Genomic DNA, 14,710 nt, shown 5'->3' with positions numbered 1-14,710 from the left:
AATTTTAGTCAGACGATCGATTTAGGTCGTACTGGCAATTTTATACCCGTTGTCCTCAACAAAACCGATTTAGCAACCCTCATTTATACATCAGGAACTTCCGGCAATCCTAAAGGGGTGATGCTCTCTCACGGGAATTTGCTACATCAAGTAAATACTTGCGGTACGGTGATTCCCGCTAAACCAGGCGATCGCGTATTGAGTATCTTACCTTCTTGGCATAGTTACGAGCGATCGTGTGAGTATTATTTGCTCTCTCAGGGATGTACGCAGACTTACACCAATATTCGCTATTTCAAGCAGGATTTGAAAGATGTGCGTCCAGAGTACCTGGTGGCAGTTCCGCGCCTGTTGGAGTCGGTTTATGAGGGCATTCAGAAGCAATTTCGGGAGCAGCCAGCCAACAAGCAAAAACTAGTCGATACGCTGTTGGCTGCTAGTAAAAAATATATCGAAGCGCGGCGGATCGTCCAGGGATTGAGTTTGGAATGCTTAAAGCCCAGTTTAAGTCAAAAGTTAAATGCGCGGCTTCAGATGTCGATCTTAGCGCCAGTTCACGCGATCGCCGACAAAATTGTCTACGCTAAAATTCGAGAAGCCACAGGTAGTAAGATTAAAAATATTATTATCGGCGGTGGTTCGCTAGCCAAACATCTAGATTTATTCTTTGAAATTGTGGGTGTCGATGTGCTGCTGGGCTACGGTTTGACCGAAACTGCCCCGATTACCAACGTCCGCCGTCCGTGGCAAAATCTCCGCCTGTCATCAGGAAAACCCCTACCCGGTACCGAAATTAAGATCGTCGATGTCGAAACTCGCCAGCCAGTCTCGATCGGTAGTAAAGGGTTAGTATTGATTCGCGGGCCGCAAGTAATGCAAGGATATTACCGCGATCCTGAAGCTACCGCCAAAGCGATCGATCCTGAAGGCTGGTTTAATAGTGGTGACTTGGGAATGCTTACGGCTAATAAGGATCTGACGATTACCGGACGTGCCAAAGATACGATCGTCCTGAGTAACGGTGAAAATATCGAACCCACCCCGATCGAAGATGCCTGTCTACGCAGCCAGTATATCAGTCAAATCGTCCTCGTCGGTCAAGACCAAAAATCCCTCGGCGCGATCGTTGTCCCCAATTTTGAAGCCTTACAACAATGGGCAACCAGCCAAAACTTACCCTTAGATTTCACCACGACTCCCACTGTAGATGCGAATATCCTCGCAGCTAGTCAAGTTCTCAGCCTCTTTCGAGAAGAACTCAATCGCGAAGTCAAAAACCGTCCGGGCTATCGTGTCGATGACAAAATTGTCGCCATCAAGCTCATCGCCGAGCCATTCACCATCGAAAATGGACTCCTAACTCAGACGCTGAAAATTCGTCGTCCAGTTGTGATGGAGCGGTATCACGGTATGATTGACGAGATGTTCGCTCGCTAAACAGGGAATAGGGTACGGGGCAGAGCCGCTAGCCACTAGACCGATAGCAACTAGTTACCAAAATTACCTAAATCATGGATCTACCAGACTCTCAATTAATGCTCAAGCGGGTCGTCAGTATCAAAGCTGTCGTGACGCAACGTTGGAAAGACGAAACCCAGCAACTATTACAAACACAAATTAGCGAACTGGACGGTCAACTTCAACAGTTAGAAATTCAGGGACAAAGAGCAGTCGCCGAAATTCAAAAACAAAACCTGCAACCGCCTGGGCCGCAGGTAGTTCAACAGATTGAAAGCATCCAGATGCAGGTTAATCAGCAGAAAAGCGAACTGCTAGAACAAAAAAACATGGCGCTGCAACAACTTCAACAAGTTCAATTTCTCGAACTCAAACAAGAAGTCAGTCAAGGTCAAGTTGAAGGCTACTTTGCTGTCAAACTCGGCGATAATTTGATTTCCAAAATGAACGTCGAAGTCCTGCTCCATGATGGGGTGGTGATGGAAATTCGGGGAAATATCTAGAGTAGTGGATAGTGGATAGTGGATAGTGGATAGTGAAAGACAGGTTAGGACGCAAGCGTCCTTCTAGCTCTATATTTTTCATCTACTATCTAGCACGATTCACGATCCACGATCCACGATTCACTATCCACTATCCACTAGGTAAGCTAAGATAAGTAGTCGCAAGCTCAACCTAACTGTTCGATCGAGAAGATTCCCCATGGCAATACGCGAAGTTTTCATGCCTGCTCTAAGTTCCACGATGACTGAAGGCAAGATCGTCTCCTGGCAAAAGTCGCCAGGGGATAAAGTCGAAAAAGGTGAAATCGTTGTCGTGGTGGAATCCGACAAGGCAGACATGGATGTCGAAACCTTTTATAGTGGCTTTATTGCCGCGATCGTTGTCCAAGCAGGAGAGTCCGCTCCAGTCGGCTCGGCAATTGCTTTAGTCGCCGAAACCGAAGCCGAAATCGAAACTGCCAAACAGCAGGCTAATGGCAAATCTGCCGCCGCCGCTCCCGTAGCCGTCCCCGCCACCGCCACCGCCGTAGCTGCCAATGCTACAGCAGTAGCCACTCCAGCCGCCACTGCAACCCCAGCAACCAGCCTCAGAAGCGATCGACCTGTAGTATCGCCCCGCGCTAGGAAATTGGCTAAAGAATACGGTGTAGCTGTCGAAACCCTACATGGCACTGGCCCCAACGGTCGCATTACCGCCGATGATGTCGGCATGGCTGCTGGCAAAGCTCCCGCCCCTGTCGCTCAGAGCCAACCCGCAGCGCCAGTTGCTATCCCCGCAGTTGCGCACCCAGTTGCGCCGACTGTTACCGCTAGTGCTGGTGCGCGAGTCGTCCCCTTCAATACCCTCCAATCTGCCGTCAATCGCAACATGATAGCGAGTTTGGCGATCCCGACCTTCCGCGTCGGCTATACGATCGAAACCAATAACCTCGACAAGCTCTACAAACAAGTCAAATCCAAAGGCGTCACCATGACAGCACTGCTTGCCAAAGCAGTCGCGATGACCCTTGCCAAGCACCCTAACGTCAATGCTTGCTTCTCAGATGCTGGTGTCAATCACCCCGGCGCAATTAACATCGCCGTAGCAGTTGCCATGCCCGATGGTGGTTTGATTACCCCCGTCCTCCAAAACGCCGACCAGCTCGATCTCTATTCCCTCTCCCGGATGTGGAAAGATTTAGTCGAGCGTGCCCGGATCAAGCAATTGCAGCCCCAGGAATACAGCTCTGGCACCTTTACCATCTCCAACCTCGGAATGCTGGGTGTCGATCGGTTTGACGCCATTCTACCCCCCGGTACGGGCGCAATTTTAGCCGTTGGGGCGTCCCAGCCGACAGTAGTTGCTAGCGAAGAGGGAACATTTGCGATTCGTCGTCAGATGCAGGTCAATATGACCGCCGATCACCGAATTATCTACGGTGCCGACGCTGCCAATTTCCTCAAGGATTTGGCGCTGTTACTGGAAACAAATGTTCAATCTTTGACGCTCTAATTGGGACGATTTCTAAGTAGTGTAATTAGCTCGAACGTAGATGGTGGGCAGTGGTCAGTGAGCGATAGCCGAACTGTGCCCACCCTACATTTCCGCTCCTATTGATGATGAGGCCTGATGTTGCTCACCGCTCTCCGAAGACTGCCGCCTAATGTTTGGCTGATTGGTGTAATTAGCCTGCTCAACGATACCGCCAGCGATCTGCTGTATCCACTCATCCCCTTGTATCTATCCTCAGTTTTGATGTCTGGGCCGAAAGCTTTGGGGCTAATTGAAGGGGCTGCTGAAGCGACTAGCAGTATTTTGAAGCTAGTATCGGGAGTATTAGTCGATAAAACTCATCGTGTCAAGCCTTGGATCGTTTGGGGCTATGGTTTAGCAGGGTTTAGTCGTCCACTGATAGCGATCGCGAGTAGCTGGGTGGGATTGTTGGGAATTAGAATACTCGACAGGGTGGGGAAAGGCTTGCGAAGTTCGCCCCGTGACGCGCTCCTAGCCGCTAGCGTCCCCCCAGAGCGACGGGGTTTGGCATTTGGGTTACATCGATCGATGGATAATGCTGGTGCGGTGTTAGGGCCGATTTTAGCTGCCGTACTGCTGGGTTATGGATTCAAAGTTCGGGATTTGTTTGTGATTTCGATCGTTCCCGCCGTTTTGTGTCTGGGGATGTCACTTCTAATTAGAGAGCCGAAAAATGCGCTGGCTGAGGTTCATCGTGGTAAATTTAGCTGGAATTTTCACAATTTACCGATCGAGTTCAAGCGTTATCTATTGGCTGTAGTGGTGTTTACGCTGGGTAATTCTTCCAATATGTTTCTATTACTCCGAGCCAGAGAATTAGGTTTACCAGAGTCTCAAGTACCCCTCGCCTGGGCGACTATTTCAGCAATTGCGATGATATTTGGTGCGCCATTATCGGCATTATCGGACAGATTTGGCAGGATAAGATCGATCGCTGCTGGTTGGCTAGCCTATGGATTGTTCTATTTAAGCTTGGGATTTTTACCGCCTGAAAATCCAATCCTACTCTTTGGTTTGTTTGCCTTTTACGGTCTATTTCTAGCGGCTACAGAGGGCGTAGAAAAAGCTCTAGTCGCAGATTTAGCTCCATCGGCAATGCTGGGTACAGCTTACGGCTGGTTTAATCTGGCAAGCGGGATGATGTTACTACCTGCTTCAATTATTTTCGGTTGGCTTTATGAAAATGCTGGAGCTACCATCGCTTTTGAATTTTCAGCCTGTTGTGCTGTGGTGTCAACGGTGCTGTTATTTAGAGTTAGGCTCACAGCAAATTAAGTTAAAGAGTCTGAATCGGGTGATGCCGCAACGGGGTAGCTATGCTAACGGGTAAAATCTAGACTAATGTGGGTGTAGGCACAATCCACTGCCGTTAACCTCTACCCCTCAGACTTATGAATTGGTGGCAACAATTAAAACAAAATGGATTGGCAAGAGCGGGTGCGATCGCGCTGATTGTGATGTATCTATCGGTCATCGTCGCTGAGTTTGTGGCTCCATACGATCCTTATGTCTCCCAGGGTGATGGATCGCTGTTACCACCAACTGCGATTCATTGGACAGATGCGCGGGGTAGCTGGATTGGGCCGCATGTTTATCCGACGACTCAGGGGCAAACCGATATCAATACAGGCGATCGCTTTCTCAAAGTAGACCAAACCAAACCATCGCCGATTAACTTATTCGTGCGCGGTGCTAGCTACAAGATCTTGCCGATTAGCATTCCGCTCATTCCCAAATTCGATCCGGCTAATAGTCAGAAAATCAAGGGTAAAGCCCCAGTTGTCAAGACTAAAGCCGATGCTCAAGAGCTGACAATTTTCCCAGGGATTCCCTGTGATTGGCACTTATTTGGCACTAGTGGGCCGGGTAAATTAAACTTATTGGGTACCGACGAACAGGGTCGCGATCAATTCAGTCGGCTCGTCTATGGGGGTAGAATCAGCCTGTTTATCGGTCTGATTGGCGTGTTGATATCTTTCCCGATCGGGTTGGTTTTAGGCGGGATTGCGGGCTATTTTGGCGGCTGGATCGACGCGATTATCATGCGGGTGGCGGAAGTTTTAATGACGTTGCCGAGTCTATATTTATTAGTTGCCCTAGCTTCAGTATTACCCGATCGCGTCAGCAGTTCGCAACGCTTTTTACTGATTATTATTATTACTTCATTTATTAGTTGGGCGGGACTAGCGCGAGTGATTCGCGGTCAAGTATTATCGATCAAAGAACGCGAATTCGTCCAAGCCGCCCGAGCGATGGGTGCCAAACCGTTGTATATTATCCTCCGCCATGTGATTCCCCAGACGGCGACTTACACGATTATTTCGGCAACTCTGGCGATTCCCAGTTTTATCGTCTCTGAATCGGTATTGAGTTTGATTGGATTAGGGATTCAGCCGCCAGATCCATCGTGGGGAAATTTACTTTCGGTAGCCACTAATACTTCGATTCTGATTTTCCAACCTTGGTTGATTTGGCCGCCAGCATTACTAATCATTCTCACAGTCCTCTCGTTCAATCTGCTCGGTGACGGTTTGCGCGATGCGCTCGACCCCCGCAACTTGCAAAGATCGGCAACTAAAGTGGGAATGAAAGCCTAATTTCAATAATTAATAATTAATAATTAAGTAGGTAGGTGCAATTATTTATAAAATAGATTCTGCCTGAAACCTAGATGGTGGGCAGTGCCCACCCTACTGAAGTCTCCCCTCTAGCACCGCACTCGATTTAAATCGGTGCTAGAGGGGAGCAAATATCGTTAACCCGAATTCACGTTAATGTGACTCTTGGCGCTCGGTAATTGCGGCTCTGACGACAATCACAGTGCAATCCGAACCCCGCGCGATCGCATTGGGAATATTGCCTTGAATGCTTTGCTTGAGTAAGCCTTCCCGACTTGCGCCGAGGATAATGGCATCGCATTGTTGCTCGATCGCAAAATCGATCGCCGCGCTGGGGATGTCATCAGCGTGGAGGGTGGCGATATTGGCGACTGTACCTGTAGATTGGCGGATAAAATCTGCCGCAGTATTTAAACTGCCCAGATCTGGGCGATCGTCTGTCGGCGCAAAGACTTGACACAGATGGATTGATGATTCGCGATTGAGGGCAATTAGCGCGGGCAATAATTGCAAAGCATACTCCGTATTCGGCCCACCCGCGATCGGTACCAGCCAACGATGGAGGTGAGTCAGCCGCACCATTGCATCCAGCGCGCTCGATTCGCCAACAACCATCTGGGATTGCAGTCGCGCCCCCAGCTTGATGAGCATCACATGGCACGTAGCTTGCCGGATGGCCGTATCGACCGTACTCCCAAAAATCATGCCGGGAGTCGCAGTTTTGCCGTGCCAACCCATACAGAGGAGATCGATATGTCGATCGCGAGTTGTCTCCAAAATAGTAGCGGCGACATTGTGGGTGACGCGGATTTGGGTATGCACAGAAATGCCCAAAGTTTTGCCCAAAGCGACGGCTCGATCGCACAATTGGCGACTGGCACTGAGATCTACGGGAGTTTCGGCTGGTAGACTAGAGCGGGGGATGACGATCGCGTGCAGGCATTCTAGTTCGTAGTTGGATTCGATCGCGATCTGGGCGGCCAAACGCAGCAGGATATCTGCCGTCTGGGGGTTGCTCAGCGGCACTAGCAGCCGCCCGCGCCCCGTGGCGGGACTTTGAGTACGATACACCAAATAAGACGGCTCAGAACGGGTTTTGAGCGGGCTGACGGTACTACTGACCCGCTCGGCTTCGACCCGAATAATATCGGCGCGAGTAATGATGCCGACCAGTTTGCGACCTTCAACAACGGGCAATCTCCCGATTTGATGACGATCGAGCAGATACAATACTGAAGTGAGTGGATCTTGCGGTCTGACGGCAATTACCCGCTGCGTCATCAGCGTGGAAATCGGTGTCTGACGCTCCCAGTGTTCCTGCTGGATGAGTGCCAAATCGCGTTGGGTGAGAATGCCGACTAATTTACCATCATCGACGATCGGAAATCCCCGATGCGAAGAAGCGGCAAAGGCTTGGAGTGCGGCGGCGATCGTCATTTGACTGGAGAGGGTTTCGACGCGCCGCTGCATCAAATCGGCGGCGGTTAAACCGACCCAGCTTTGTTGCGCTAAGTCGGGGAGATTGAGGTTAATCCCCTTGCCGATCAGTAAATGTTGATAAATAGAACCAGGAAATAGTTTTTCCGCCACCAGATAGGCGACCACCGAGCCGAGCATCAACGGTAAGATGAGGTCAAATTGGGCGGTCATTTCCCAGACGATCGCGATCGCCACCATCGGACGGTGGGTGATGGCACTAAACACCGCACTCATCCCCGTTAAAGCATAAACAGTCGGCGAACTCAGCACCAAATCGATCGGCAATAGCCCCTGTGCGTAACCGCTTTGCGCCCCAGTGGCGACCAAATCGCCCAAAGCCGCCCCTAAAATCAGACTGGGTGCAAACAACCCTCCCGGGGCACTAGCACCAAATGCCACGCAACACAACACAAATTGACCGCCCAAAATCCAAGCGGCGTTCTGCCAGTCGATCCGACCGATAATCGCAAAATCTTGGAGATCTTTGCTCGTAAGTAACGCATAGGGCAAAATAATGCTCAGAATGCCCGTTATCCCACCCGCAACAGCCAATTTAACGGCGAGAGAGCGAGCGCGAAACTGCCACCGATAAAACTTTAAACTCGCGAGGAGACTGCGATTGCACAATACCCCCAACAATCCCGCCAGCACTCCCACGCCGATTAGCAGGGGAATCTCTGCTAGCGAAAACTGAATCTGGATGTGGCTCAGATCGGGCACCATCCCCCGTCCGCCAATCGCCCGTGCAATTACACCCCCCACCACTGCGGCAATAATCGCCGTCCCTAAAGTCAGATCCGAGACATCTTGCAATAACTCCTCGATCGCAAACAAGACACCTGCGATCGGGGCATTAAAACTGGCCGCCAGTCCCGCCGCCGCTCCAGCGGCGATTAATTGCCGTTGATGAGTCGGCGATGTCTGCGTCCAATAGCTCAATTGAGCGGCTAAGGCAGCGCCGATCTGTACCGTCGGCCCCTGCCGCCCCAACGCAAAACCAGAACCCAGTGACAGAGCGGTACTGACCCACTTAACTACTGCTACCCGCAGATCTAAGGCGATCGGGAAATAGCCCAACGCCGCCTTGACTTGCGGAATCCCACTCCCCGCCGCCTCTGGAGCCAGTCGCTCGACCAATAAACCGCTCAGATACCCCCCACAAATACCGATCGGCGGTAACACCAGCCACGGTGAAAACGTCCCCGCCACATCTACCCGCCATGCCTCCAACCACACTACCGATTGTTTGAGTCCCACCGCTGCTAGCGCCGAGACAATCCCGATCGCGCAAGCCTCGATAATCGCGATCGATTTGGGGCGCGATAGTTGTCGTAATTGTCGATCGATCCACATCCAGTTTGGGCTTTCCAGCAGTTATGGTGATAAGCAAGACTTATTGAAAGGGTAAAGGGTAAAGGGTAAAGGGTAAGAGGTAAGAGGTAAGAGCGATCGGCATATAATTTGGTCATTTTCCCCAAACTAGCAGGAGAGCCACGGTTTTGAAGCATGTCACCGATCCGTCCCATCTGTCTAAGGATAACTCGATTCTTGTACCCTCTATAGTTTCCCCTAAAGCCTAAAGCCTAAAGCCTCTGAGATCGAAGCCCGATCGAAAACTGCGCTAAAATAGTCTAACTAATCATTCCACCGTAACAACCATGACTCGCGCAATTATCGAAACCGCAAAAGGAAACATCAATATCCAGTTCTTTGATGCTGATGCTCCCAAAACAGTCAAGAACTTTGTCGATTTGGCGGAAAAAGGTTTTTACGACGGGTTAACTTTTCACCGTGTCATTCCCAACTTCATGATTCAAGGCGGCTGCCCTCAAGGTACTGGTACTGGCGGCCCCGGCTATAAAATTAATTGTGAGATCAACCGCAATTTACACGAAGCTGGCTCTTTATCGATGGCACATGCAGGTAAAAATACTGGCGGTAGTCAATTCTTTATCTGTCATTCACCACAGTCCCATTTAGATGGCGTCCATACCGTATTTGGTAAAACCGAAGACATGGATGTCGTTAATGCAATTAAAGGTAGCGACAAGATGGTCTCTGTCAAAATTATCCACGATTAAGTTGAGATGGGAGTGGGGAGTTGGGAGTTGGGAGATAGAGGGGACTGGGGGACTGGGGGACTGGGAGACTGGGAGACTGGGAGACTGGGAGACGGGATTGCACAATTACCTCTTACCTCTTACCTCTTACCTCTTACCCATTATTACCCTCCCATCTCCCATCTCCCCTCTCCCATCTCAAAAATGAGTAAAATTCTTCAGATTTCCGAAATTGGTAGTCCGATTTTACGTCAAACAGCGAGTGTAATTACTCATCTGCCAGACCCAAAACTGAATGAGACGATCGCGGATCTGATGGTAACTTGTGAAGCGGCAAATGGTGTCGGGATCGCGGCACCGCAAGTTGGTGCATCCGTGAGATTATTTATAGTCGCTTCGCGTCCGAGTCCGCGCTATCCGCACGCACCGACGATGGCACCGACGGCGATGATTAATCCCCAAATTATCGATCGATCTGGGGAGCTGGTTGCTGGCTGGGAGGGCTGTTTGAGCGTACCGGGAACTCGCGGTTTGGTCTTACGCGATCGGGCGATCGAGGTCGCATATCTCACCCCACATGGCGAACTAGTCACCCAAGAACTAATCGATTTTGTCGCCCGAATTTTTCAACATGAACTCGACCATTTAGATGGAATTTTATTTCCCGATCGAGTTCCAGATCCCACGGATCTGATCCCCGAAGCCGAATACCTAAAAATTGCTTTCGATCGGTAATTCAATTATTAATTATTAATTATCTAGCGCCACTACTGAAAAACTTAAACACGACTAAGAAGCAAAAAATATTGACGATCGCGATCGCCATTGCTCCCATCAACAATCCTTTACTAAAACCTTTAACTCGTCGTTTAACCGACCACCGTAGTAACGGTAAAATGTAAATTAACTGGATCGCGCCGATCGCGAAAACCACCGACATAAAGACCGGGGAAAACGTATTTAGTAATAGCGATATAAAAATAATAACGATATCAATCCCAAAAACGGTGACGATACCTGCGATCGCGTCGCCAATCTGAGACTTCTTTAAAATTGGGGTTCCGATCATGACTGTATTTCTAAACAATATATCTATCAATACCTCGCACTTTTATAGCTAAAATGTAGGTGATTGTATAGACTCAGAAAGTAACAACATTTTACTCAAAATGTTGTAAATGCCTTCCGTTAGTAATGTTAACAGACTACACCGATCGGATCTAAAGATTTAGTTAAGAATCAGCCTATTTGCCTAAATTTCGCTTGAGCTTTTCGAGTTCTTCATCGGCTTCCCACCGTCGAAATTGAGCATCGAGCGGATCGGCAAACTTGCTGTCATTTGTATAATTATTTACCGATCCCCAGCTACTCGGGTTATCGTCGATCGCGGATTTAGCGCGCGCAGCTCGATCGGCAGCAGTTTTGGCTTTAACTTCAATCCGCCGCGTTTTGATGGTTTGCAATAGCTCCTGAGCCTTGGCGATGCGCTCTTTTAAGCCCTGCATTTTGCCCCAGAGTTGGTTGCCTTGAGGTAAGAGGGCATTGACCCGCTCTTGGGCACCTGTAGCGAGATCGGCACGTCCAGCTACGGTCGCTTTCTGGACGCGATCGTACCAATTTTTAATTTCTTGAGCGGTATTAAGGATTTCTTGCTCGGTTTGTTTTTCTTGAGCTTGCAAGTCCACAATCAGTTGAACGGTGTCGGTCTCCTGTTGAGCCAGTTGTTCGCCGATCACCTGTAATTCGAGATGCGGGTTTTTGCTCAGGAAGTCATCGATCTGACTTTCCAGAAACCGCTTCATGTCTTCAATTAAACCCATGATTTAGAGTGTGAGGAGTGGGTGGGGAGATGGGAGGTGGGAGATGGGAGATGGGAGGGTAAAAGGTAATGGGTAATGGGTAATGGGTAAGAGGTAAAAGGTAAGAGCGATTAATATTTTATTTCTCCCCATCCCCCCGTCTCCCACCTCCCATCTCAATTAAAACTTCTGACCGACATCGATCGATCGAATTTCACCACCTTTTCTTTTTATTATGACTTCACCTTTATTGACAGACACTAAAGACCAATTACTTTTGCCAATGGGTTGACCGACATTGACTGTTTTGCTCTGACGATCGATCTCGAAGATCGCGCCGGGACGATTGCCTTTCGGTAGCGTTTTGACGAGGGCGATTGCTGGCTTGACAGGCGTTGGTGCAACGGGAGCGGCGGTGACGATGGTTTTAGTCGGAGCGGTGGCGACTGGCGCGGTGGGAGCCGTTGCGGGGGTAGCTACAATACTAGTGGCGGGCGTAGGGATATTATTAGTGGCTAGAGTCGCTGTTTGAGCGGTGGCATCGATTTTGGCGATCGATTTACGCATATAGTCAGCAAATTTGGCATCTTGTGGCGCAACTTGCTGGGATTGGAAGGGGAGCCAACTCGTATCGATTTCGGGCAAAACGACCTTCCGCTCGTTTACCAGCCAGGTGAGTACGCCACCAGCCGCAATTGCCGTCACACCAAGCCCGAGGAATGCTTTGAGCCACAGTGGCATCGGGCGTTTGGCTTTGGCTACTGGTTGCGCTGGTGTGTCTGCGGCTGCACCGAGGGCACGCTGCGGTGGATAGACTTGTTGTTGTAACTGCGGATATTGCTCGTTGGCGTAGGAATTATGCTGTGTCGGTGCAGAATTAGAGCCGTGAGTGGGATCGTCACCGAGGAGTTCGTCGATGTCGGCGAAGAGTCGATCCATCGATCGATCTGCATGAGCGTTGACTTTGGCGAGGATATCGCGATTCTGCTTGAAAGCGTCACCACCTTGGGGCGGTTGCGGTACTGCGGGGTTTTGGTTACTCATCGGTTCGGAATTGGGGATTAGGGATTAGTTTACCTCAATCTATTTGCTCACATCTTGCATCAAAACGAAATTACTGGTGTTTTAGTGGATAGTGGATAGTCGATAGTGATTCGTTGACTAAAATACACGATCTTCCTACACTCGCCGCGTGATTTGGGTCGCTGGTGCAAGATGTGAGTTTGTTTAATTGTGGAGACAGGAGACGGGGGAACCGTCTTAACTCTATTCACTATCCACTATTCACTAAATCACTATCCACTATTCACTAAATCACTGCATTCGATCGATCGTCCGGTATTGGATGGCTTCGGCAATATGGGTGGGTTCGATGTGTTCGCAAGCGGCGAGATCGGCGATCGTCCGGGCGACTTTGATAATGCGATCGCTGGCTCTGGCGGAGAGTCCTAGCTTGCGGATGGCGGTTTCTAAGAGTTGGCGGCTGTTGTCGTCAAGCGGGCACCAGGTGCGGAGTTCGCGACTTTGCATTTGGGCATTGCAGACGATGCTGGGTACGGACTCAAACCGCTGGCTGGCTCTGTCGCGGGCTGCTTGGACGCGCGGGCGCACTGTGGCGGAATTTTCGCCTGTGGGTCGATCGGTAATTTCTTCGGGTTTGAGGCGATTTACGGCTACTTGGAGGTCGATCCGATCCATCAGGGGGCCGGAAAGTTTTGCCCAATAATTCTCGCGCTGGCGGGGATTGCAGGTACAGGCTTGGATGGTGTCGCCATAGTAGCCGCAGGGACAAGGATTGGTACTGGCAACGAGGGTAAACTGGGCGGGGAAGGAGACGGACTGGCGGGTGCGGGAGATGGTGACGTGTCCGTCTTCTAATGGTTGGCGCAAGAATTCGAGGACATCGCGTTTGAATTCCGTTAATTCGTCGAGAAATAGGACGCCGCGATGAGCGAGGGAAATTTCGCCGGGACGCGGAAACGTGCCGCCACCAACCAGGGCAGGGCCTGACGCTGAGTGATGGGGGCTGCGGTAGGGTCTGTCGCACACCAGGGAGCCGCGCTCTTTGAGTAAGCCAGCGACGGAGTGAATTTGGGTGACTTCCAGTGCTTCAGCAAAGCTCAGGGGCGGGAGAATTCCCGGCAACCGCCGTGCCAGCATGGTTTTACCGCTACCTGGGGGGCCGACAAAAATCAAATTGTGTCCGCCAGCGGCGGCAATTTCTAGGGCGCGACGGGCGTGAGCTTGACCTTTGACATCATGGAGATCGGCACAATCTAACTGGGGTTGGGCTAATCTCTGGGTGACATCGACTTTGGCTGGCTCAAATTGTTCGGGATGATTGAGAAAGGCGGCGACTTGGGCTAAATCGTTTAAGCCATACACATTCAAACCCTGCACGACGGCTGCTTCATTCGCATTCGCCGCAGGTACTACCAAGCCAGTTATCCCCATCCGCTGTGCGGCAGCCGCGATCGATAGCACTCCCGCAACTGCCCTTAAACTGCCATCTAAGGACAGTTCTCCCAAAAATAGATAATCTCCCAACAACTCCCCGCTCACCTGGTCTGAAGCGGCTAGAATACCCACGCAGATGGGCAGATCGAAGCTCGGCCCCTCCTTGCGTAAATCTGCTGGCGTGAGATTGATCGTAATCCGCCGCACGGGATAGGCAAAGCCCGCATTTTTAGTCGCTGTTTTGACGCGCTCTTTGCTTTCCTGCACGGCAACATCCGGCAAGCCAACGACGGTAATTCCTGGCAAGCCGTTGGCGACATCGACTTCGACGCCCACTTTCACCGCATCGATGCCGATAATTGTCGCACTCCAAACTCTGGCTAACACAAGGCTTTTCCCGTTACTCTCTAATCATTGTGCTTAGTTAAGCATGAGATTACACGAGTAGACAACGATCGAATGTCTGAATTTTGAGGGAGTGGATAGTGGATAGTGGATAGTGGATAGTGCTTCACTTGGGCGATGAAGCACCTTTTCAATATTATGAATAGTGGCTGTTAAGACTAAAAATGTTCGCGTTTGCAGATATTTAAATTAGATTTGCCGATGGCCAAGCAGGTATTATTAATTTTTGTGTTAGGTTTTGATTGGTACTCTATTCGGCAAAAATATCCAAATTACATCAGTGTCGATCTAAACCTTCCACCCCCAATCTCTAACAGCGATCCACTATCCACTATCCACTGTCTTGATTCGCTGTCTTGACTGAAACGCTTAGCACGAGGGAACCTCAGCGCGATTTCAGTCGCAAACCGTCGGGGAA

The 14,710-nt window shown here is 50.2% G+C and carries 12 protein-coding genes; 7 read left to right on the top strand and 5 right to left on the bottom strand.

Going from position 1 to position 14,710, the window contains the following annotated elements:
• From RMO35_RS14290 to RMO35_RS14270, 5 genes are all read left to right on the top strand, one after another.
• Nucleotides 1-1,437: AMP-binding protein (locus tag RMO35_RS14290; RefSeq protein ID WP_309741984.1), on the top strand; the 1,437-nt coding region annotated here is incomplete at its 5' end.
• Between the two features lie 74 nt (nucleotides 1,438-1,511).
• Nucleotides 1,512-1,961 (top strand): YlqD family protein, encoded by a 450-nt coding sequence (locus RMO35_RS14285; protein ID WP_309741982.1) that lies wholly within the window; start codon nucleotides 1,512-1,514, stop codon nucleotides 1,959-1,961.
• A 199-nt stretch (nucleotides 1,962-2,160) separates the two neighbouring features.
• Nucleotides 2,161-3,453, top strand: a complete 1,293-nt coding sequence (locus RMO35_RS14280) for a dihydrolipoamide acetyltransferase family protein (RefSeq protein ID WP_309741981.1) — start codon at nucleotides 2,161-2,163, stop codon at nucleotides 3,451-3,453.
• Between the two features lie 120 nt (nucleotides 3,454-3,573).
• Nucleotides 3,574-4,749: an MFS transporter gene (locus tag RMO35_RS14275; RefSeq protein ID WP_396135673.1), complete on the top strand. Its 1,176-nt coding sequence runs from the start codon at nucleotides 3,574-3,576 to the stop codon at nucleotides 4,747-4,749.
• Between the two features lie 116 nt (nucleotides 4,750-4,865).
• Nucleotides 4,866-6,071 carry an ABC transporter permease gene (locus RMO35_RS14270; protein ID WP_309741977.1) on the top strand — a complete coding sequence of 402 codons (1,206 nt, stop codon included), beginning with the start codon at nucleotides 4,866-4,868 and terminating at the stop codon, nucleotides 6,069-6,071.
• A 174-nt stretch (nucleotides 6,072-6,245) separates the two neighbouring features.
• Here the strand turns inward: RMO35_RS14270 and RMO35_RS14265 are convergent, their stop codons facing one another.
• Nucleotides 6,246-8,924 (bottom strand): chloride channel protein, encoded by a 2,679-nt coding sequence (locus RMO35_RS14265; RefSeq protein WP_309741975.1) that lies wholly within the window; start codon nucleotides 8,922-8,924, stop codon nucleotides 6,246-6,248.
• Nucleotides 8,925-9,229: 305 nt separating this feature from the next.
• On the opposite strand from RMO35_RS14265, the gene RMO35_RS14260 reads away from it, so the two are divergent.
• Both RMO35_RS14260 and def read left to right on the top strand, forming a co-directional pair.
• Nucleotides 9,230-9,652, top strand: a complete 423-nt coding sequence (locus tag RMO35_RS14260) for a peptidylprolyl isomerase (RefSeq protein WP_309741974.1) — start codon at nucleotides 9,230-9,232, stop codon at nucleotides 9,650-9,652.
• 183 nt (nucleotides 9,653-9,835) lie between these two features.
• Nucleotides 9,836-10,366, top strand: coding sequence for a peptide deformylase (gene def / locus RMO35_RS14255; protein ID WP_309741973.1), 531 nt, complete (start codon nucleotides 9,836-9,838; stop codon nucleotides 10,364-10,366).
• Between the two features lie 19 nt (nucleotides 10,367-10,385).
• Here def and RMO35_RS14250 read toward each other — a convergent pair whose 3' ends face one another.
• The 4 genes from RMO35_RS14250 to RMO35_RS14235 form a co-directional block, all read right to left on the bottom strand.
• Nucleotides 10,386-10,700, bottom strand: a complete 315-nt coding sequence (locus RMO35_RS14250) for a hypothetical protein (RefSeq protein ID WP_309741972.1) — start codon at nucleotides 10,698-10,700, stop codon at nucleotides 10,386-10,388.
• 175 nt (nucleotides 10,701-10,875) lie between these two features.
• Nucleotides 10,876-11,451, bottom strand: a complete 576-nt coding sequence (locus RMO35_RS14245; protein ID WP_309741971.1) for a TIGR04376 family protein — start codon at nucleotides 11,449-11,451, stop codon at nucleotides 10,876-10,878.
• Between the two features lie 159 nt (nucleotides 11,452-11,610).
• A complete protein-coding gene (locus tag RMO35_RS14240; RefSeq protein ID WP_309741970.1) occupies nucleotides 11,611-12,474 on the bottom strand; it encodes a hypothetical protein in 864 nt (287 codons plus the stop codon).
• Nucleotides 12,475-12,744: 270 nt separating this feature from the next.
• Nucleotides 12,745-14,274 carry a YifB family Mg chelatase-like AAA ATPase gene (locus RMO35_RS14235; protein ID WP_309741969.1) on the bottom strand — a complete coding sequence of 510 codons (1,530 nt, stop codon included), beginning with the start codon at nucleotides 14,272-14,274 and terminating at the stop codon, nucleotides 12,745-12,747.
• Nucleotides 14,275-14,710: the final 436 nt, after the last annotated feature.

The organism is Chamaesiphon sp. OTE_20_metabat_361 (assembly GCF_031364565.1).
The sequence above is the reverse complement of the archived record's forward strand: the minus strand, read 5'-3'. Positions and strand labels throughout refer to the sequence as shown.